At 71.8% G+C, this 20,279-nt stretch carries 16 protein-coding genes; 11 read left to right on the top strand and 5 right to left on the bottom strand.

Annotation, left to right across the window (positions count from 1 at the left end):
* Window positions 1-72: 72 nt before the first annotated feature.
* Window positions 73-1,065 carry an aldo/keto reductase gene (locus SMD11_RS10085; RefSeq protein WP_087926130.1) on the bottom strand — a complete coding sequence of 331 codons (993 nt, stop codon included), beginning with the start codon at window positions 1,063-1,065 and terminating at the stop codon, window positions 73-75.
* 74 nt (window positions 1,066-1,139) lie between these two features.
* On the opposite strand from SMD11_RS10085, the gene SMD11_RS10080 reads away from it, so the two are divergent.
* The 6 genes from SMD11_RS10080 to serA all read left to right on the top strand — a co-directional run bounded on the left by SMD11_RS10080 (window position 1,140) and on the right by serA (window position 11,045).
* Window positions 1,140-2,102 (top strand): 2-hydroxyacid dehydrogenase, encoded by a 963-nt coding sequence (locus SMD11_RS10080; protein WP_087926129.1) that lies wholly within the window; start codon window positions 1,140-1,142, stop codon window positions 2,100-2,102.
* Between the two features lie 314 nt (window positions 2,103-2,416).
* A complete protein-coding gene (locus tag SMD11_RS10075) occupies window positions 2,417-5,395 on the top strand; it encodes a putative bifunctional diguanylate cyclase/phosphodiesterase (RefSeq protein ID WP_087930394.1) in 2,979 nt (992 codons plus the stop codon).
* Between the two features lie 225 nt (window positions 5,396-5,620).
* On the top strand, window positions 5,621-7,480 hold the full coding sequence (locus SMD11_RS10070; protein ID WP_199843838.1) for an acetolactate synthase large subunit: 1,860 nt from the start codon (window positions 5,621-5,623) through the stop codon (window positions 7,478-7,480).
* A 29-nt stretch (window positions 7,481-7,509) separates the two neighbouring features.
* Window positions 7,510-8,034, top strand: coding sequence for an acetolactate synthase small subunit (ilvN, locus tag SMD11_RS10065; RefSeq protein ID WP_087926127.1), 525 nt, complete (start codon window positions 7,510-7,512; stop codon window positions 8,032-8,034).
* Window positions 8,035-8,166: 132 nt separating this feature from the next.
* Window positions 8,167-9,168: a ketol-acid reductoisomerase gene (ilvC, locus tag SMD11_RS10060; RefSeq protein WP_087926126.1), complete on the top strand. Its 1,002-nt coding sequence runs from the start codon at window positions 8,167-8,169 to the stop codon at window positions 9,166-9,168.
* Between the two features lie 272 nt (window positions 9,169-9,440).
* A complete protein-coding gene (serA, locus tag SMD11_RS10055; RefSeq protein ID WP_087926125.1) occupies window positions 9,441-11,045 on the top strand; it encodes a phosphoglycerate dehydrogenase in 1,605 nt (534 codons plus the stop codon).
* Window positions 11,046-11,120: 75 nt separating this feature from the next.
* Here serA and SMD11_RS10050 read toward each other — a convergent pair whose 3' ends face one another.
* Entirely contained in the window at window positions 11,121-11,948 is an 828-nt protein-coding gene (locus SMD11_RS10050) for a hypothetical protein (RefSeq protein WP_087926124.1), read from the bottom strand.
* An 83-nt stretch (window positions 11,949-12,031) separates the two neighbouring features.
* The gene (locus SMD11_RS10045) at window positions 12,032-12,919 is read right to left on the bottom strand and encodes a hypothetical protein (RefSeq protein ID WP_087926123.1); all 888 of its coding nucleotides are present in this window, start codon (window positions 12,917-12,919) and stop codon (window positions 12,032-12,034) included.
* 137 nt (window positions 12,920-13,056) lie between these two features.
* Between SMD11_RS10045 and SMD11_RS10040 the strand changes: the two genes are divergently transcribed.
* On the top strand, window positions 13,057-14,046 hold the full coding sequence (locus SMD11_RS10040; protein WP_087926122.1) for an LLM class flavin-dependent oxidoreductase: 990 nt from the start codon (window positions 13,057-13,059) through the stop codon (window positions 14,044-14,046).
* Window positions 14,046-15,056, top strand: coding sequence for a TetR/AcrR family transcriptional regulator C-terminal domain-containing protein (locus SMD11_RS10035; RefSeq protein WP_087930393.1), 1,011 nt, complete (start codon window positions 14,046-14,048; stop codon window positions 15,054-15,056). Before SMD11_RS10040 ends, SMD11_RS10035 begins: the two co-directional genes overlap by 1 nt.
* A gap of 37 nt (window positions 15,057-15,093) precedes the next feature.
* Here SMD11_RS10035 and SMD11_RS10030 read toward each other — a convergent pair whose 3' ends face one another.
* The gene (locus tag SMD11_RS10030) at window positions 15,094-15,699 is read right to left on the bottom strand and encodes a TetR/AcrR family transcriptional regulator (protein ID WP_267896813.1); all 606 of its coding nucleotides are present in this window, start codon (window positions 15,697-15,699) and stop codon (window positions 15,094-15,096) included.
* Between the two features lie 105 nt (window positions 15,700-15,804).
* Here SMD11_RS10030 and SMD11_RS10025 point away from each other — a divergent pair, with 105 nt between their 5' ends.
* The 3 genes from SMD11_RS10025 to SMD11_RS10015 all read left to right on the top strand — a co-directional run bounded on the left by SMD11_RS10025 (window position 15,805) and on the right by SMD11_RS10015 (window position 18,411).
* Window positions 15,805-16,701, top strand: coding sequence for an NAD(P)-dependent oxidoreductase (locus tag SMD11_RS10025; RefSeq protein WP_087926121.1), 897 nt, complete (start codon window positions 15,805-15,807; stop codon window positions 16,699-16,701).
* A gap of 197 nt (window positions 16,702-16,898) precedes the next feature.
* Window positions 16,899-18,125 (top strand): cytochrome P450, encoded by a 1,227-nt coding sequence (locus tag SMD11_RS10020; protein ID WP_087926120.1) that lies wholly within the window; start codon window positions 16,899-16,901, stop codon window positions 18,123-18,125.
* Window positions 18,126-18,207: 82 nt separating this feature from the next.
* Window positions 18,208-18,411, top strand: a complete 204-nt coding sequence (locus SMD11_RS10015) for a ferredoxin (RefSeq protein ID WP_418952429.1) — start codon at window positions 18,208-18,210, stop codon at window positions 18,409-18,411.
* 24 nt (window positions 18,412-18,435) lie between these two features.
* Here SMD11_RS10015 and SMD11_RS10010 read toward each other — a convergent pair whose 3' ends face one another.
* On the bottom strand, window positions 18,436-20,214 hold the full coding sequence (locus SMD11_RS10010; protein WP_234365981.1) for an acyl-CoA dehydrogenase: 1,779 nt from the start codon (window positions 20,212-20,214) through the stop codon (window positions 18,436-18,438).
* Window positions 20,215-20,279 lie beyond the last annotated feature (65 nt).

The raw sequence follows: 20,279 nt of genomic DNA, 5'->3' as shown, positions 1-20,279 counted from the left end.
CTCCCCCGGCTACCGCTGGGAGGTGCCCCCGGACGGGCTGGATACCCCGGGGAGCCGGGCAGACCGGGTCCTTCAGTCCCACGACCCCATCGCCCGCGGCAACGCCCCTATCTCCGCCAGGTCCTCCGGCCCCAGCCGCACCCCGGCGGCCCCCGCGTTCTCCACCGCCCAGCGTTCCTTCTTCGTCCCCGGCACCGGCACCACGTGCCGCCCCTGCGCCAGCACCCACGCCAGCGCGACCTGCGCCGCCGTCGCGCCGTGCCGGCGCGCGACCCGCCGCAGACCGGCCACCACCGGCTGGTTGGAGGCCATCATCTCGGCCGTGAAGCGCGGGTGGCGGGCCCGGACGTCCTCCGGTTCGAAGCCCTGGCCCGGGGTGAGCGTGCCGCTGAGGAAACCATTCCCCAGGGGCATCGCCGCGAGCACGCCGACGCCCCGCGAGGCGCACCACGGGATCAGGGCGTCGAGCGCCTCGCGCGACCACACGGACAGCTCCGCCTGCACACAGCTCACCGGGAAGACCTGCTGCACCCGTTCCAGCTGCCGGATCGTGGCGTCGTACAGCCCGGCCCGCGACCTGCGGTGCGTCCGGGCGCCGATCGCGCACCAGCCCAGGGCGCGCACCTTCCCCGCGGAGACCAGCTCCGCCATCGCGCCCCAGGTCTCCTCGACCGGCACCTCGGGGTCGGGCCGGTGCAGCTGGTAGACGTCGATGACATCGGTCTGGAGCCGGCGCAGCGACGCGTCGCAGGCCCGCTTCACATAGCCCGGCCGGCCGTTGGCGACCACGTGCTGCTCACCCACCAGCAGGCCGCACTTGGTCGATATGAACGCCTCCGAGCGCCGCTCCCGCAACGCCCGCCCCACCAGGAGCTCATTGGTGAACGGCCCGTACATGTCGGCGGTGTCCAGCAGCGTCGTGCCGGCGTCGAGCGCCGCGTGCACCGCGCGCAGCGCGCCCTCGCCGCTCCGCTGGGAGGCCGTGTACGCCCAGTGCATGGGCATGCAGCCCAGGCCGATCGCCCCCACCTCGAGCGCCGACGCGCCGATTGTCCTGCGCTCCACCGGCCGTTCCCCTCCCGTTCCTCGCCCTCAAAACTAACCTCTGCGGGCGGTGACTCTTCGCATAGCCTCCAGGCATGAGTGCAGATGACAGCGGTTCCGCCCGCCCCCTCGCCTGGCTGCCCATCCCGCCCGAGGAGATCGAGGGGCTCCCGGCGGGCCTGGAGTACGCCCACTGGAACGGCGAGCCCGACTACCCCACCGATCCCGCCCGGTGCGCCTTCTACGTCCCGCCGTACGTGACGAGCGGTGACGTCTGCGTCCGCCCCCTGCCCGCGATGACCGGCCTGCGCGTCGTGCAGACGCTGACCGCGGGCCTCGACCACATCCTGCCGTCCGCGCACCTGCTGCCGTCGGGCGCCCTGCTGTGCAACGCCCGTGGCCTGCACGACACCAGCACCGCCGAGCTGGCGCTCACCCTCACCCTCGCCTCCCTCCGGGACATCCCGGGCTTCGTCCGGGCGCAGGACGCGGGGGAGTGGCGGCAGGGCTTCCGGCCCGCGCTCGCGGACCGGTCCGTGCTCATCGTCGGCTACGGCTCGATCGGCCGCGCCATCGAGGACCGGCTCCTGCCCTTCGAGTGCGCGCGGGTCGTGCGCGTCGCGCGCTCCCCGCGCGAGTCCGAGCTCGGGCACGTACACGCGATCACCGAGCTGCCCGGCCTGCTCCCCGACGCCGACGTCGTCATCCTCGCGACCCCGCTCACCGAGGAGACCCGCGGCCTGGTGGACGCGGACTTCCTCGCGCTGATGAAGGACGGCGCCCTGCTGGTGAACATCGCGCGGGGGCCCGTCGTCGACACCAAGGCCCTGCTCACCGAGGTGGAGAGCGGCAGGCTGCGCGCGGCCCTGGACGTCACCGACCCCGAACCGCTGCCTTCCGGCCATCCGCTGTGGAGCGCCCCCGGCGTGCTCATCACCCCCCATGTGGGTGGACCTTCTTCGGCCTTTCTGCCGCGCGCCAAGAGGATGCTGCGTGATCAGCTGGCCAGATTCGCCCTGGACGCGCCACTGCAAAATGTCGTAGTCACCGCACCCTAGATACCACGTAGAGGTACCGTTCGACTGCACTGAGTGTCCATAACGCCGCTGCCGATTACGCTATGTATATGAGCTATGTCCCTGAGTGACGAGTCTGGTGTATCGTCCCGACCGGGGGCTGCGCCGGGCACCGTACGGCCGCAGCGAAGTACCGGAACTCGAGGGGGGCGACGGGCGATGCACGGCCAATGGACGATCAACCCGACGCGGCTCACGTACCGACCACGGCACCGCTGCGCGGCGCCACCGCCCGGCCCTCGGACAGGCCCTCGTCCCCGCCCCCGGTGCGGGCCCTCGCGCGGGACGGCGGCGCGGTGAGCGCCTCCGGAGCGGCGCTGCCCCGCCGCACCGGCGGCGGCTCCGGGCCGGCCTCGCCGCTGCTCCTCGCCCTCGTCTGCGGCGGCTACGCCACGGGCGCCCTCTTCGGCTGGGGGTCCGAGGAGCTCGCCTCGGCCATGGGCGACTTCGGCCTGGGCGGCGCGGCGGCGCTCGCCGCCGTCTCCTGCTTCTGGTACGGCCGGACGCACAAGACCCGGTTCCGCCTCGCCTGGCTCCTCTTCGCGGCCTCCTCCGCCATGGCCGGCCTCGGCAACCTCATCTGGGGCTGGTACGAGGTCGTCCTCGACCAGGACGTGCCCGCGCCGTCCCCGGCCGACTTCTGCTTCCTGCTCTTCGCGCCGCCCGCGATCATCGGCCTCCTGGTCCTCGCCCGCCGCCCCGTCACCCGCGCCGGCTGGGTCTGCCTGGCCCTCGACGCCTGGCTGACGGGCGGCTCGCTGCTGACCCTCTCCTGGAGCCTGGCCCTCGCGCACACCGCCCAGTTCCAGGGTGAGAACGTCGCCCACGCCGCCCTCTCGCTGGCCTATCCGCTGCTCGACATCGCCCTGGTCTCCATGGTCCTGGCGCTCCACTTCCGGCGCTCCACGGCCAACCGCTCCGCCATCAACACCGCCATCGCCGCCCTCGCCCTGACCGTCCTGTGCGACGCCCTGTTCACCTCGCCCCTGCTGCGCTCGCACTACCGCTCCGGCCAGATCCTCGACGCCGGCTGGTTCGCGGGCTACATGCTGATGGCGTACGCCCCCTGGGTGGCCCGCGAGAAGGGCGACGACACCGGTGCCGCCGGGCGCCGCGCCGCGCACACCCCGAGCCGCCCCATCGCCGGCTCCCTCGCCGCCCTCACCCCGTACCTGGCCGCCGCGGTCTGCACGCTGGGGATCCTCTACACCTTCCTCAACGGCCACCACGCCGACCGCGTCGTCATCTTCACGGGCTGTACGGTCGTCCTCGCCCTGGTCATCCGCCAGGGCATCATGCTGCTGGACAACATCTCCCTCACCCAGGAACTGGCCCAGAAGGAGAACCACTTCCGCTCCCTGGTGCAGGGCTCCAGCGACGTCATCATGATCGCCGCGCCCACCGGCATACTGCGCTACGTCAGCCCCGCCGCCGCGGGTGTCTACGGCCGGGACGCCGAGGAGCTCGTCGGCTCCGAGCTGGCCTCGCTGATCCACCCGGAGGACCTCGGCAGGGTCGTCCACGAGGTGCGCCGCTTCCTCGCCGCGCCACCCGCCGAGGAGCCCACCACCCGCATCGAGTGCCGCTTCCGCTCCGGCGGCGGCGACTGGCTCAACGTCGAGTCCACCGTCAACCGCCACCACGGCGGCCTGATCTTCAACAGCCGTGACGTCACCGAGCGCGTCCGGCTCCAGGCCCAGCTCCAGCACACCGCCGAGCACGACCCGCTCACCGACCTGCCCAACCGCGCCCTGTTCACCAAGCGGGTCCAGCAGGCCCTCACCGGCCGCAGAGCGACCGACGCCGGCACGGCCGTGCTCTTCATCGACCTGGACGGCTTCAAGGCGGTCAACGACACCGTCGGCCACCAGGCGGGCGACGAGCTCCTGGTCCAGGCGGCCCGCAGGCTCCAGGACTCCGTGCGCGCGGGCGACAGCACCGCCCGCTTCGGGGGCGACGAGTTCGCCGCGCTGATCATCGGCGACGGCACCCGCGACCCCGAGGCCCGCGAGTACCGCATCCACGAGATCGCCGACCGGCTGCGGCTCACCCTCTCCCAGCCCTACCGCGTGGAAGGAGGCACCGAGGTCCGCGTCGCCGCCAGCATCGGCGTCGCCTTCGCCGAGCCGGGCATCACCCCCGGCGCGCTGATGCGCAACGCCGACCTCGCGATGTACCGCGCCAAGCAGGCTGGCAAGGGCCGCGTCGAGCTCTACGCCCCCCAGATGCAGGCCGACGTGGTGCGCCGCGCCGAGCTCGCCACCCGGCTGCGCACCGCGCTGCACGAAGGCGAGTTCGCCCTGCTCCACCAGCCGATCGTGGAGCTCGGCACGGGCCGGGTCACGGCCGTCTCCGCGCAGCCCCGCTGGCGCTCCGCCCAGGGCGTCCTCTTCACCCCCGCCGAGTACCTCCGGGTGGCCGAGACCGAGCGGGGCGACGAGGGCGCGCGCGCCGCCGAGCTGGGCCGCTGGACGGTCGAGAAGGCCGTCGAGCAGGCCGCCCAGCGCTGCCGCGCGGGCCACGCCGTGCCCGTGTACGTCCGGCTCACGGCCGGCCGGCTGATGGACAAGTCGCTGCCGCCCAAGTACCTCGAAGGGCTGCTGATCCGGCACGGCCTGCCCTCCGGCGCGCTCGTCCTGGAGCTGTCCGGAAGTGATCCCCGGGTGCCCCTGGACGAGCTGGAGCGGCGGCTCGTCGCGCTGCGCCGGCTGGGCGTGCGGATCGCCCTGGACGGCTTCGGCAGCGGATACGCCGCGATCAGCGCCCTGCGCCGGCTTCCCATCGATACACTCAAGCTCGATCGCGGACTGGTCGACGGAGTGGTCGAGTCCGCGCGGCTGCACAAGATCACCGCAGGGCTGCTGAGGATCGCCACCGACCTCGGCATGCAATCAGTCGCCGACGGCGTCGACGTCCCCGAGCAGGCGCTCGCCCTCCGGGTCATGGGGTGCACCCACGGTCTGGGCGCGGCCTTCGCCGGCCCGCTCGACGAGCACCGGCTGCGGCACGCCCTCGACCGCGGTGCCTATCCGGTACCGGGCGCCGCCGTGGACGGTGGGAACGTCCTCGTCGGCGGCGCGGCGGGCCATGCCGGCGGGCACCTCCCGATCGGCATCCCGGCCCACCTCCCGGTGAACGCCCCGGTCAACGTCCCGCTGAACGCCGTCAACGCGGCCCTTCCGTCGGCCGTCCGATCGGGGGCCGCGGGCGGCGCCGGATCCCTTGCCCATGCTCCATTGCGTTCAAATAATGAGACGCCCGTCCCACCCACTTGACACTTCACATGCGCCGGGTGGAGGGTCAACCACATGCGCACCCGAATTCTCGTACTTGGAAAGCGCGTCGGCTGAAGCAGGCCTTCCAGAAGCCCTGCTGACCACCCCGGCGCGCTCCCCTCGCTTGCCTCATGGCACGAGGGGTTTTTTGTTGCACCGGAACCACGCGGAACTACGCAGACCCACCCAAACTCATCCGTCGAATCCTTCGAGAAGAGAATGTCGATGACCGAGCAGGCCACCGGGGCCCACCATCCGCAGCCGCGGGCCCGTAGCGGCGCCGCGCAGCAGCAGCCCGCCACCGTCGAGCACGTCACGGGTGCGCAGTCCCTCATCCGTTCGCTGGAGGAGGTAGGGGCGGAGATCGTCTTCGGTATCCCGGGTGGGGCGATCCTTCCGGCGTACGACCCGATGATGGACTCGTCGAAGGTGCGCCACGTCCTGGTCCGTCACGAGCAGGGCGCGGGGCACGCCGCGACCGGTTACGCGCAGGCCACCGGCAGGGTGGGCGTCTGCATGGCGACCTCGGGCCCGGGGGCGACGAACCTGGTGACGCCGATCGCGGACGCACACATGGACTCGGTGCCGCTGGTGGCGATCACGGGCCAGGTGGCGTCCAAGGCGATCGGTACGGACGCCTTCCAGGAGGCGGACATCTGCGGCATCACGATGCCGATCACCAAGCACAACTGGCTGGTCACCGACCCGGCGGAGATCCCGCGGACGATCGCCGAGGCCTTCCACGTCGCCTCCACCGGCCGGCCCGGCCCGGTGCTCGTCGACATCGCCAAGGACGCCCTCCAGGCGCGCACCACCTTCAGCTGGCCGCCGCACACGGACCTGCCGGGGTACCGGCCGGTGACCAAGCCGCACGCCAAGCAGATCCGCGAGGCCGCGAAGCTGATCACGCAGGCGCGGCGCCCGGTGCTGTACGTGGGCGGCGGCGTGATGAAGGCGCGGGCCACGGCCGAGCTGAAGGTGCTGGCCGAACTGACCGGCGCCCCCGTCACGACGACGCTGATGGCGCTCGGCTCGTTCCCCGACAGCCACCCCCAGCACCTGGGGATGCCGGGGATGCACGGCTCCGTCGCCGCGGTGACCGCGCTCCAGAAGTCCGACCTGATCGTCGCCCTCGGCGCGCGGTTCGACGACCGGGTGACCGGCAAGCTCGACTCCTTCGCCCCGTACGCCAAGATCGTCCACGCGGACATCGACCCGGCGGAGATCGGGAAGAACCGGGCGGCGGACGTGCCGATCGTCGGGGATGCCCGTGAGGTCATCGCGGACCTGATCGTCGCGATCCAGGCCGAGCACGCCGACGGCCACACCGCCGACTACAGCGCCTGGTGGAGCGACCTGAACCGGTGGCGCGAGACGTACCCGCTGGGCTACACCCTGCCGGAGGACGGCAGCCTCTCGCCGCAGCAGGTCATCCAGCGCATCGGGCAGCTCGCCCCGAAGGACACGATCTACGCCGCGGGCGTCGGCCAGCACCAGATGTGGGCCTCGCACTTCATCGACTACGAACAGCCGCGCACCTGGCTGAACTCCGGCGGCGCGGGGACCATGGGCTACGCGGTCCCGGCGGCGATGGGCGCCAAGGCCGGCGCGCCGGAGCGCACGGTGTGGGCGATCGACGGCGACGGCTGCTTCCAGATGACCAATCAGGAGCTGGTCACCTGCGCGCTGAACAACATCCCGATCAAGGTCGCGGTCATCAACAACGGCGCGCTGGGCATGGTCCGCCAGTGGCAGACCCTGTTCTACAACGAGCGTTACTCCAACACCGTGCTCCACTCGGGCCCCGGCTCGGACGGCACCGAGTCGCACGCGGGCACCCGGGTCCCGGACTTCGTGAAGCTCGCGGACGCCATGGGCTGCGTGGGTCTGCGCTGCGAGCGCCCGGAGGACCTGGACGCGGTCATCGAGAAGGCCAACGCCATCAACGACCGGCCCGTCGTCGTGGACTTCATCGTCCACCAGGACGCCATGGTCTGGCCGATGGTCGCCGCCGGCACCTCCAACGACGAGATCCTCGCGGCCCAGGGCGTCCGCCCGGACTTCGGCGACACCGAGGACGACTGAGAGTCCGCGAGAAGAGAGAGAACAAGCAGATGACCAAGCACACGCTCTCCGTCCTGGTGGAGAACACCCCCGGCATCCTGGCCAGGATCGCCGCGCTCTTCTCCCGCCGCGGCTTCAACATCGACTCCCTCGCCGTCGGCGTCACCGAGCACCCCGACATCTCCCGCATCACCATCGTGGTCAACGTCGAGTCGCTGCCGCTGGAGCAGGTCACCAAGCAGCTCAACAAGCTCGTCAACGTCCTGAAGATCGTGGAGCTGGAGGACAGCGCCGCCATCCAGCGCGAGTTGGTGCTGGTGAAGGTCCGCGCCGACAACGAGACCCGCTCCCAGATCGTCGAGATCGTCCAGCTGTTCCGCGCCAAGACCGTGGACGTCTCCCCGGAGGCCGTCACCATCGAGGCCACCGGCGGCAGCGACAAGCTCGGCGCGATGCTCAAGATGCTGGAGCCGTTCGGCATCAAGGAGCTGGTGCAGTCCGGCACCATCGCCATAGGGCGTGGCGCCCGTTCCATCACGGACCGGAGCCTGCGCGCCCTGGACCGCTCGGCCTGAGCCGAACGGCCGGAACCCGACGGGACCGGCGCACCGCGACCCGGCCCGTACACCCCTTCCGCCTCGACCCCCGCCCACCCGTCATACGGTGGGACGTACAACCGGAAACCCGGAAACAAGGAGATACCTCACGTGGCTGCCGAGCTGTTCTACGACAACGACGCCGACCTGTCCATCATCCAGGGCCGCAAGGTCGCGGTTCTGGGCTACGGCAGCCAGGGCCACGCCCACGCGCTGTCGCTGCGCGACTCCGGCGTCGATGTCCGGGTGGGCCTGCACGAGGGCTCCAAGTCCAAGGTGAAGGCCGAGGAGCAGGGCCTGCGCGTCGTCACCCCCGCCGAGGCCGCGGCCGAGGCCGACGTCATCATGATCCTGGTGCCGGACCCGATCCAGGCCAAGGTCTACGAGGAGTCCGTCAAGGACCACCTCAAGGACGGCGACGCCCTCTTCTTCGGCCACGGCTTCAACATCCGCTTCGGCTTCATCAAGCCCCCGGCCGGCGTCGACGTCTGCATGGTCGCCCCCAAGGGCCCGGGCCACCTGGTCCGCCGTCAGTACGAGGAGGGCCGCGGCGTGCCGTGCATCGCGGCCGTCGAGCAGGACGCCACGGGCAAGGCCTTCGCGCTGGCCCTCTCCTACGCCAAGGCCATCGGCGGCACCCGCGCCGGCGTCATCAAGACGACCTTCACCGAGGAGACCGAGACCGACCTGTTCGGCGAGCAGGCCGTGCTCTGCGGCGGCGCCTCCGCGCTCGTCAAGGCCGGCTTCGAGACCCTGGTCGAGGCGGGCTACCAGCCGGAGATCGCGTACTTCGAGTGCCTCCACGAGCTGAAGCTGATCGTGGACCTGATGTACGAGGGCGGCCTGGAGAAGATGCGCTGGTCGGTCTCCGAGACCGCCGAGTGGGGCGACTACGTCACCGGCCCGCGGATCGTCACCGACCAGACCAAGGCCGAGATGAAGAAGGTCCTCGGCGAGATCCAGGACGGCACCTTCGCCAACAACTGGATGAAGGAGTACCAGGCCGGCCTGCCCAAGTACAACGAGTACAAGAAGGCCGACGAGGACCACCTGCTGGAGACCACCGGCAAGAAGCTCCGCAAGCTGATGAGCTGGGTCGACGACAAGGAGTAGTCGCGGCCCCGGCGCCCGGTGCGCGGCGGACGGGGCCTCCGGGGGCGTGCGCGAACACGCCTCCCGGGGGCCCCGTCGCCCCCTTGTCCATGGTGTCCACCTCTCGTGGGTGACGTTTACGGATCGGCACCGGGCGGCCTCGTAACCCCCGATACACTGCGGAGCACAAACGCGTCAGGCTCACAGCGTCGTGCGTCACACGCGGCTGCCCTTCACCGCCTTCGGCCGTCGGGACGGCCGTCCGCAGAGGACTAGTGAGGACTGAGGACCACGTGAGCACTGCTTCGCCCCGCAAACCCGTCGTACTCATCGCGGAAGAGCTGTCCCCCGCGACCGTCGACGCCCTGGGCCCCGACTTCGAGATCCGCCACTGCAACGGCGCGGACCGTGCCGCGCTGCTGCCCGCGATCGCCGACGTGGACGCCGTCCTCGTCCGCAGCGCCACCAAGATCGACGCCGAGGCCGTCGCGGCCGCGAAGCGGCTGCGGGTCGTCGCCCGCGCCGGCGTCGGCCTCGACAACGTGGACGTCGCCGCCGCCACCAAGGCCGGCGTGATGGTCGTGAACGCCCCGACCTCCAACATCGTCACCGCCGCCGAGCTCGCCTGCGGCCTGCTGATCGCGACCGCCCGCAACATCCCGCAGGCCAACTCCGCGCTGAAGAACGGCGAGTGGAAGCGCTCCAAGTACACCGGCGTCGAGTTGTCCGAGAAGACCCTCGGCGTCGTCGGCCTCGGCCGCATCGGCGTGCTCGTCGCCCAGCGGATGTCCGCCTTCGGCATGAAGATCGTCGCCTACGACCCCTATGTGCAGCCCGCGCGGGCCGCGCAGATGGGCGTCAAGCTCCTCACGCTCGACGAGCTGCTGGAGACCGCCGACTTCATCACGGTGCACCTGCCCAAGACCCCCGAGACCCTCGGTCTCATCGGTGACGAGGCGCTGCACAAGGTCAAGCCGAGCGTCCGCATCGTCAACGCCGCGCGCGGCGGGATCGTGGACGAGGCCGCGCTGGCCACCGCCCTCAAGGAGGGCCGGGTCGCCGGCGCGGGCCTGGACGTCTACGCCTCCGAGCCCTGCACCGACTCCCCGCTCTTCGAGTTCGACAGCGTCGTGGCCACCCCGCACCTGGGCGCCTCGACGGGCGAGGCCCAGGAGAAGGCGGGCATCGCCGTCGCCAAGTCGGTGCGCCTCGCGCTCGCCGGCGAGCTGGTGCCGGACGCGGTCAACGTCCAGGGCGGCGTCATCGCCGAGGACGTCAAGCCGGGCCTGCCGCTGGCCGAGAAGCTCGGCCGGATCTTCACCGCGCTCGCGGGTGAGGTCGCGGTCCGCCTCGACGTCGAGGTCTACGGCGAGCTCACCCAGCACGACGTGAAGGTCCTCGAACTCTCCGCCCTGAAGGGCGTCTTCGAGGACGTCGTCGACGAGACGGTCTCGTACGTCAACGCCCCGCTGTTCGCCCAGGAGCGCGGCGTCGAGGTCCGGCTGACCACCAGCTCCGAGTCCACCGAGCACCGCAATGTGGTCACGGTGCGCGGCACGCTCTCCGGCGGCGACGAGGTGTCCATCTCCGGCACCCTCGCCGGCCCGAAGCACCTCCAGAAGATCGTCGCCGTCGGCGACCACGACGTGGACCTGGCCCTCGCCGACCACATGGCCTTCCTCCGCTACGGCGACCGCCCCGGCGTCGTCGGCACGGTGGGCCGCATCCTCGGCGAGGCCGGCATCAACATCGCCGGCATGCAGGTCTCCCGCGCCACGGAGGGCGGCGAGGCCCTGGTCGCCCTCACGGTCGACGAGTCGATCCCGGCCCCGGTCCTCGCGGAGATCGCGGAGGAGATCGGCGCGGTGTCGGCGCGCGCGGTGAACCTCACGGACTGACGCCCCGTACGACCGGAGGCCCGGCCGTCCCCTTACGACGGGGCGGCCGGGCCTCCGCCCGTACCGGCGGGCAGCTCAGGGGCGCCGCTGCCCCGCGTCCTCCCCGTCGTACTTCCCGCTCGTGTACTCCTCGATGCTCATGGTGTCCTTGGCCGCGGGCACCTGGATCTTCGGGTCGACCCCGTAGTCCGTGTACTCCTCGGTGGTGTCGACCGGGCCCTTGGAACCCTTGCCCGACTCCCGGGCCTTGAGGGGGAGATCGTCCCGGCCTACCCAGATGTCGATGTCGACCTCGTGGAGCCCGGAGATCCGGCGCGGCCGCGTGAAGTGCTCGCGCTGGTCGTCCTGTATCGCGTCGCCCTTGTACTCGTCGAGTTCGTCGAGGACGACGGTGCCCTTGAAGTGCGTGGCGGGCTTCCCGCCGACGGTCTCCTCGCCCACCTTGGTGACGCCCTTCGACGCGCCGAGGGCCGCGAGCCAGTCGGGCAGCTCGCCCTGGGCCTCCCGCGGACCGGGGTCCTTCTTCCCGGGAACCGGGCCGTCGCGATCGGTCCGCAGCCACCGGTCACGGGACATCCGGGGGGCCCTGGCGAACAGCGTCTTCTCGGTGCTGATCATCTCTATGGAGACCTCGGAGCCCCGGCCCGGGGCCTTGCCCCGGGGACCCCAGCTCTTCGTCGACGAGAGGTCGGGCTCGCGCGAGAAGGCGTGCTCCTCGCGCTTCTCGCCGCCGGCGTCCTTGGTCAGTTGCTTCGTCTTGTACGAGTTCTGCTGCGCGGTCTTCTGCCGGGCCGCCTTGAGCGCGGCGTGCGGGTCACGCTCCTCGCCGCCGCCGCAGGCCGTCAGTCCTAAGGTGAGGGCGGCACCGGCGGCCGCCACGACGCACTTCTGTATGCCGTTCAAGGGGGTCTGCTGTCCTCTGCCTCGCTCGGATCTTTCCGCAGAGAGTAACCCCTTGATTACAGGGCCGGGCCGCCGGCCGGGGTTCAGCCCTTGGTGCCGGCCCCCGAGGCCCCCTTGTCGTAGGCCTCCTGTGCGAACTGGTCGAGCGTGATGGAGTCCTTGAGCACGGGCACCTGGATCTTCGGGTCGACCCCGTAGTCCGTGTACTCCTCCGTCATGTCGCGCGTGCCCTTGGAATCCTTGCCGGACTCCTGGCCCTTGACGGGGAGGTCGTCGCGGCCGATCCAGACGTCGATGTCGACCTTGGCGAGCCCGCGCTTCCGGCGTTCCTCCACGAAGGCCTCGCGCAGCCAGTCCCGCATCGCGTCGCCCTTGTACCTCTCCAGTTCGTCGAGGACGACGGTGCCCTTGAAGTGCGTGGCGGGCTTCCCGCCGACCGTCTCCTCGCCGGCCTTGGTGACGCCCTTGGACGAGCCCAGGACCCCGAGCCAGTTGGGCAGCTCGCCCTCGGCCCGCTTCTGGATCTCGCCCTTCCGGGTGGCTTCCTTCTCCGCGGCCTTGTCCTTCACGTCGGTCCGCAGCCAACGGCCGCCGGCCAGCCCGGCGTTCCTGGTGAAGAGCGCGTCCTCGGTGCCGACCATCTGGTCGTAGTTGTCGAGCCCGTTGTCCTTGGGCTTGCGGGGCTGGTCCCAGCTCTTCTTGTCGGTGAGGTCGGGTTTCCGCGAGAAGGCGTACTCGACGCGCTCCTGGCCCTCCGAATCCTTGGACAGCCGCTTCGTCTTGTACGAGTTCTGCTGCGCGACCTTCTGCCGGGCCGCCTTGAGCACGGCGTAGGGGTCACGGGTGTCGGCCTTGGCGCCGTTCTCGGCGGTCCCGCCGCCGTGTTCACTCCCACCGCCGCCGCACGCGGTGAGGGTCAGGGCGAGGACGGCCCCTGTGGCCGCCAGGAAGGTCTTCTGTATCGCCTTCAAGGGCTTTACTGTCCTTTGTCGCGTATAAGTATCTCCGCAGAGAGTAACTCTCCGGTCACGGAGCCCGATGATCGCCCCCGAGGCGGACGGGCGAGGCCGGACCCCGTCGCCGCGTTCCCGATCTCTATGCTGGCGCCATGATCCGCATACCTCTTTCGGCGCTGGAAGTCGCGATGGTCCAGACGGGCACCCGCGCCGTCGACACCCTGCGCGACACCGCGGCCTTCGCTCAGGAACTCGAACGGCTGGGCTACCGCCGGATCTGGTACGCCGAGCACCACCACTCGCCCGCGATCGGCGCGTTCCCGCCGGTCGTGCTGACCGCGCACGCCGCCGCCTCGACCTCGTCCATCCGGCTCGGTTCGGGCGGTGTGCTGGCGCCCAACCACGCGCCCCTCACGCTGGCCGAGCAGTTCGGGACGCTGGCCGCCCTGCACGAGGACCGCGTCGACCTGGGGATCGGCCGTGGCCCCGGGACCTTCGACGAGGGCATCGCGCGGGCGCTGCGCCGAGGGGCCGGGCCGGCGACGGACGAGGAGTACCGGGGTGATGTCGCCGCGATCCTTTCCTTCCTCGTCGACGAGGTCGCGCTCGGGCCGCTGCCCGAGCCGTGGCTGCTGGCGTCCAGCACCGCGGGTGCCGCCCTGGCCGCGGAGCTCGGGCTGCCGATCGCCCTCGCGCACCACATCCGGCCGGAGAACACCCTGGCGGCGGTGGAGCGTTACCGGGCGGCGTTCACCCCGTCCCGCTGGTGCGCGGAACCCCGGGTGCTGGTGTGCGTGGAGGCCGTGTGCGCCGGGACGGAGGAGGAGGCCGCGTGGCGGCTCGGGCCGATGGAGGTCGTCAAGGCCGGGCTCCTCAAGGGCCGGAGCGACTTCCCCTTCCCGACGCCCGAGGAGGCGGCCGCCCACTCCTTCACGGCGGAGGAGCGCCGCGCGCTGGACGGCTTCCGCGCGCAGCAGGCCGTCGGCACGCCCGAGGCCGTCGTGGAACGGCTCGCCCGGCTGGCCGACGAGACCGGGGCGGACGAGCTCATGCTGACGACCCCCGTCCACGACCTGCGCGACCGCGTCCGCTCGTACGAACTCATCCAGCGTCACCTCGGGGCGACTTCGGCGCGCGAGTAATCTGCCCGCATGGGCGCACCAGAACGGTCGGCGGCCACCGCCCCGGCCCCTACCTCCGGATCGCCGCGGAGCTCCGCGACCGCATCGCCTCCGGCGAGCTGCGCGCGGGCGAGCGGATCCCCTCCACCCGGCGGATCGCTCAGGAGTGGGGCGTCGCCATGGCCACCGCCACCAAGGTCCTGGCGGTCCTCCGGCGGGAAGGGCTCGTACGGGCCGTGCCCGGCGTCGGCACCGTGGTGGAGGCCCCCGGCAACGGGCCGGACCACCCGGCCCGTGCGCCCCGGCGCAACGGCGCCCGCAACGGAACGCGGCACGGCGCGCGCGACGGTGAATCCGCGCTCACCCGGGAGCGCGTCGTGCGGGCCGCGATCGGCATCGCCGACGCCCAGGGCGCCGCGGCGCTGTCCATGCGCGCCATCGCCGCCCGGCTCGGCGTCTCCACGATGGTGCTGTACCGCTATGTGCCCGGCAAGGACGAGCTCGTCGTCCTGATGGCCGACGCCGTCTTCGGTGAGGTCGAGCTGCCGGCCGGGGCCCCCGCGGACTGGCGCGGACGGCTGGAGGCCGCCGCCCGGCTCCAGTGGGCCCTCTACCGACGTCACCCCTGGCTGGCCGGGGCGATGTCCTTCACCCGCCCGCTGCTCTCCCGGAACGCCCTCGCCCTGATGGAGTGGATGATGGCCCCGGTGCGCGAACGCGTCGCCGATGCCTCGGAGTTGCTCCACATCGCGGTCACCGTGGCCGGCTACGTGCGCGGCGTCGCCGTGAACCTCGAGGACGAGGCGGAGGCCGAGCAGGACACGGGCGTCACGAGCGCGCAGTGGCTGGAGAGCCGGCAGGGGCGCCTGGAGGAGATCCTCCAGGACGGCGGCTATCCGGTGTACGCACGGATCGCGGCGCGGCGGGACATCGCCTTCGACCTCGACTCGATGTTCACGTTCGGGCTGGCCAGGCTGCTGGACGGCATGGGTCCGCTCCTCGCGGGGAGCGCTCCCGGTCCGGACGCGTAGGGCGCGCGGGGCGTACGCGCGGCGCTCGTACGCCCCGTCAGCGGTAGGAGTCGATCAGCCGCGCCAGATGCCGCCCCGCGATCAGCAGCGGCGCCTCGTCCCGCGCGAGCTGGGCCGCGAGCTCGGCGCCCTCCAGGGTGCTGATCACGGTGTGCGCGAGCTCGTGCGCGCTCTCCGCGCCGAAGCCGCGGTCGAGGAGCTTCTCCTCGACCAGGCCCCGCCAGCGCGCGAACGCCTCGGCCGCCGCCCGCTGGATGTCGGGCGCCCGCTCGGCGGTGCCGATGCTGGTGGCCGTGACCGGGCAGCCGTCGATCCAGTCGGAGGCGCGCAGGGCCCCGGCGACCGTCCGGGCGCAGGCGTCGACCGCCTCGGCGGGGTCGTCCGTGCCGTCCAGCGCGGCCCGCAGGATGTCCGTGAACTCCTGGTCGCCGTGGCGGATCGCCTCCGCGGCCAGCTCCTGCTTGCCGCCGGGGAAGAAGTGGTAGACCGAGCCGAGCGTGGCCCCGGCCTCCCGGGAGATCTGCTTGATGCCGGTGCCCTCGTAGCCCTGGCGCTGCATCAGCCGTGAGGCCGCCCGCACGATGCGCTCGCGCGTGCCGAGGGCGGCGTCCGCGTCGCGTCCTGCCTCCGTGGTCGTGTTCACGCCCCAAGAATATCGGATAGAGCGTTCGTTCTAGAGCGTGCTACGTTCCTCCCTAGATAGAGCGTTCGTTCTAGAGGGGATCCTTCTGTGTCTTCCATGTCTTCCATGTCTGCCTCCGCGCCCTCCGTCACCGTCATCGGCCTCGGCCCCATGGGCCGCGCGATGGCCGGTGCCTTCCTGGACAGCGGCCACCGCGTCACCGTCTGGAACCGCACCGCCGCCAAGGCCGACGAGCTGGTGGCCCGGGGCGCCGAGCGCGCCGCCACCGTCGAGGAGGCGCTGGCCGCGAACGAGCTGGTGATCCTCAGCCTCACCGACTACGACGCGCTGTACGCGATCCTCGGCCCGGCCGCCGACTCCCTGGCCGGCCGTGTCCTGGTCAACCTCAGCTCCGACACCCCCGCGCGGGCCCGCGAGGCCGCCGCGTGGGCCGCGCGCCACGGCGCCGTCCACCTCACCGGCGGGGTGCAGGTGCCCCCTTCGGGCATCGGCAACCCGGAGTCGTCGACCTTCTACAGCGGTCCGGAGGACGTCTTCGAGGCCCACCGGCCCACCCTGGAGGTCCTCACCGGCGCCGACTACCGCGGCGCCGACCCGGGCCTGGCCGCGCTGTTCTACCAGCTCCAGATGGACATCTTCTGGACCACGATGGTCAGCTACCTGCACGCCGTCGCCGTCGCCCGCCGCAACGGCATCACGGCCGAGGAGTTCCTGCCGTACGCCTCCTCCACGGCGGCGTCGATCCCGGGCTTCCTCGCCTTCTACACCCCGCGCATCGACGCCGGCCGGTACGAGGGCGACGTCGACAACCTCGCCATGGGGCTGGCCAGCGTCGAGCACATCCTCCACACCACGGCGGACGCGGGCGTCGACACCACGCTGCCCGCCACCGTCCGGGACTTCATGCGGCGCGCCGTGGAGCAGGGGCGGGCGGGGGAGAGCGTCGTCAGCCTGGTCGAGACGTTCTCCCCGGCGGCCACCGGGAAGGGGGCGGCCGCGTAAGGCGTGCGTCCCGAAGGGGCCTGAAAGGCCGAGGGGGCTCGGGAAGGGCCCGAAGAGGCCCGAAGAGGGGGGTCGTGAGACATATTCGGCCGTTCTGCGGGATATGGCTGAACTATGCGTGGCGGACAGCGGTCAAGAAGCCTGGACTGGACTTACTGGATGTAGAGGACATCGTTCCGAACGCCTGGAGGTTGCCCATGACCGACGCCGGCCGAGTCCACGCCACCGTTCCGTCAGTTCCGCCGGCCCCCTCCTTCCCCCGCGACCGTACGTGTCCGTACCGGCCGCCGGAGAGCTACGGCGCGCTGGCCGCCGACGGACCCGTCACCCGCGTCGCGCTGTACAACGGGCGCGTGGTGTGGCTGGTGACCGGGCACGCGGAGGCGCGTGCCCTGCTCACCGACCCCAGGGTCTCCACCAGCAGGCAGAACCCGGACTTCCCCATGGTCGCGCCGCGCACCGAGTCGCAGAGCACCGTCGTCCTGCCACTGCTCGGCGTCGACGACCCCGAACACGCCCGCCAGCGCCGGATGCTGATCCCCCGCTTCGGCCTCAAGCGCGTCAACGAGATGCGCCCGCAGATCCAGGCGGTCGTGGACCGGCTCCTCGACGCCATGCTCGCCGCCGGGCCCGGCGCGGACCTCGTCGCCGCCTACAGCCTGCCCGTCCCCTCGACGGTCATCTGCTCCCTGCTCGGCGTCCCCTACGCCGACCACGACTTCTTCGAGTCCAGGTCGCGGCAGCTGTTCCTGGCGCGGACCGCGGTCGGGTCCACGGCCGCCCTCGACGAACTGCGCGACTACCTCAGAGGCCTGATCGCCCGCAAGGAGGCCGAGCCGGGGGAGGGGCTGCTGGACGAGCTCATCGCCGAGCGGCTCGCCGAAGGGGAGGTCGACCGCGAGGAACTGGTCATGATGGCCGTGCTGTTGCTCGTGGCCGGCCACGAGACGACGTCCAACATGATCTCCCTCGGCACGTTCACCCTCCTGGAGCACCCCGAGGAGCTCGCCGCGCTGCGCGCCGACCCGGCGCTGATGCCGGGCGCCGTCGAGGAGCTGCTGCGCTTCCTGTCCATAGCCGACGGTCTGGTGCGCGTCGCCGTCGAGGACCTCGACCTCGGCGGGCGGACGGTGCGGGCCGGCGACGGCATCATGATCAGCACCTCGGTGGTCAACCGCGACGCCGCCGCCTACGAGCGCCCCGAGGCCCTCGACGTGCACCGTTCGGCCCGTCACCACGTCGCCTTCGGGTACGGCGTCCACCAGTGCCTGGGCCAGAACCTGGCCCGCGCGGAGCTGGAGATAGCCCTCACCACGCTCGTCCGCCGCATCCCGACGCTGCGGCTGGCCGTGCCGGCCGGCGAGGTGCCGGTCAAACCCGGCGACACCCTCCAGGGGCTTTTCGAGCTGCCCGTCACCTGGTGAACTACCCGCAGCGGCAAAGAGATCAGCCACGAAGAGATCAGCAGCGAACAGATCAAGAGACAAGAGAGAACGGAACCGCGCCATGAGCAGCATCCGCGTCAGTATCGACTCCGACAACTGCATCGGCTCCGGCCAGTGCGCCCTGACCGCCTCCAGCGTCTTCACCCAGGACGACGACGGGTTCGGCATGGTCCTGCCCGGCCGCGAGGACGGCGCCGGCGATCCGCTGGTCCGGGAGGCGGTACGGGCCTGCCCGGTCCAGGCGATCGCACTTGAGGAGGACTGACCGGAGGACGTGCGGGCGGCCTCGTCAGGGGGCCGTCAGCATCGGCAGGGAGGACAGGTGCTCCTCCGGGACGTCGAAGGCCTCCGTCAGCGCCGCCAGATGCGGGGCGAGCCGGGCGGTCAGCTCCTGCCGGACCCGGGGGAGCGAACGGACCTGATCCGCGGTCAGCGCCCCCTCGGTCAGCAGCAGGCCGCTCCGGGAGTCCACCTGGTCCAGCAGGAACAGCGCGTTCAGGTCGGCCAGGACCGCGCGTGCGGCCGGGTCGGCGGCGCGGTCGCGGGCCGCGGCGAAGGCGTCGGCGGCCTTGCCCACCGTGTACGCCTCGACCAGATCCAGGGCGGCGGTGGAGGCGTTGTTCCAGCGTCCGAGCGCGTCCCCCGCCCCGCCGCCGCGCAGGTCGCTCCGGGCGGTGGTGTGCCAGTGGCGCTCGACGGCGGCGACGGCCCGCCGGAGGAAGCCGGGGTCGGCGGGGTCCTCCAGGCCGGTGGCCTTCGGCGGCTCCGGGGCGAGCGTGTGACCGAAGATCATCTCGGCTCCCGCCTTGCACCAGATCGCCAGGTTGTCCCCCTCCGCGGTGATCGCCCCGTCCGCGTTCGCGGCGAACTCGGCCAGCCCGTTCACCGGGAACAGCGCCCTGGCGCCGCAGCGCTCCCGGCTCTCGATCGTGATCTCCCGGGCCCGCCAGGTGATCCAGCCCTTCGCGACCGCCACGAGACGCTCGGCCTCGGCCCGCTCCCCGGGCCGGTGGGTGACCCAGTGCTCGGTGACCGCCCGGTGGAGGAAGGTCATGGCGTAGGCGGTGGCCACCCGTTCGAGCAGCCGGCCGTGGTGGCTGCGGTGGGCGGCCAGCGGTACGCGCCGCCCCGCCACCGGGCCGGAGATCCGCCGGGCGTGCGCGTAGCGGACGGCGATCGCCAGCGCCGCCCGGCAGCCGCCGAGCGTGCTCGCGCTCATGCACAGCTTCCCGACCGTCACCCGGGCGATGGCGTGCAGGAACCGCTTGCGCGGACTGCCCACGGCGCTGCTGAACGTGCCGTCCGGCGACAGCCGCCCGTGCGCGCCCTGGACGAGCGCGGTCCGGGGCAGACGGACGTGGTCGAAGGCGGTGACGCAGTGGTCCACCGGGCTGCCGATCCGTTCCGGGAGCATCGTCACGGTGACGCCCGGCAGGGTTCCCCGGTGGTCGCTCAGCGGGGTGAGGAAGAGGAAGACGCCCTGGTCCTGATCGTCGATCAGCAGCCGGGCCGCCACCACCGCGCTCTTCGGGCCGCCCGCCGGGCTGGTGTTGGGCATGAACTTCCGCGCGCCCTCGTGCGGGGTGTGCAGCACGAACTCGTCGCGCTCGCGGTCGTACCGGGCGGTGGTCTCCAGCGCGGCCGCGTCGTTGCCGTGCCCGTGCTCGGTGCACAGGAAGGTGCCGGTACGGGACATGGCGGTGAACTCGCTCACGTCGCGTGACGGCGAGATCACGTCGTCGAGCAGGCTCCCGAGGAAGAGGTTGTAGTGGATGCCGGCCACGGTCGCCGTGGCGCCGTCCACCACCGACGTCCACTCGTGCAGGGCCGCCAGCCCGCGCGGATCGCCGGCCAGGTGTCCGGGGGAGGGCAGCTCTTCGTTCAGGGCCCGCAGGCGGGCGTAGGAGAGCCGCCATCTCTCCTCGGTGCGGGTGTCACCGGGGTGGCGGAAGAGTTCGGTCGAGATCGCCTTGCGCCAGCGGCCGTGGGCATCGGTGCCCTCGGGGCCGTCGTGGAACAGGAGTTGGGTGAGCCCGGAGATGTCGAGAGCGGGCGAGGAGTCGGTCACGGGGGCAGTGTTGATCAACATGACCGAACCAACGACGAAGACCGGCCACCGGAAACCATCCGAAA

It is taken from the genome of Streptomyces albireticuli (genome assembly GCF_002192455.1).
GTDB lineage: Bacteria > Actinomycetota > Actinomycetes > Streptomycetales > Streptomycetaceae > Streptomyces > Streptomyces albireticuli_B.
This window is presented reverse-complemented; position numbering and strand designations above follow the sequence as displayed.

Excerpts from the sequence above, each read along its gene's own strand:
- SMD11_RS10080 (WP_087926129.1), top strand. The coding sequence starts at position 1,140 with ATGAGTGCAGATGACAGCGGTTCCGCCCGCCCCCTCGCCTGGCTGCCC.
- SMD11_RS10070 (WP_199843838.1), top strand. The coding sequence starts at position 5,621 with ATGACCGAGCAGGCCACCGGGGCCCACCATCCGCAGCCGCGGGCCCGT.
- ilvN (WP_087926127.1), top strand. The coding sequence starts at position 7,510 with ATGACCAAGCACACGCTCTCCGTCCTGGTGGAGAACACCCCCGGCATC.
- SMD11_RS10040 (WP_087926122.1), top strand. The coding sequence starts at position 13,057 with ATGATCCGCATACCTCTTTCGGCGCTGGAAGTCGCGATGGTCCAGACG.
- SMD11_RS10025 (WP_087926121.1), top strand. The coding sequence starts at position 15,805 with ATGTCTGCCTCCGCGCCCTCCGTCACCGTCATCGGCCTCGGCCCCATG.
- SMD11_RS10020 (WP_087926120.1), top strand. The coding sequence starts at position 16,899 with ATGACCGACGCCGGCCGAGTCCACGCCACCGTTCCGTCAGTTCCGCCG.
- SMD11_RS10015 (WP_418952429.1), top strand. The coding sequence starts at position 18,208 with ATGAGCAGCATCCGCGTCAGTATCGACTCCGACAACTGCATCGGCTCC.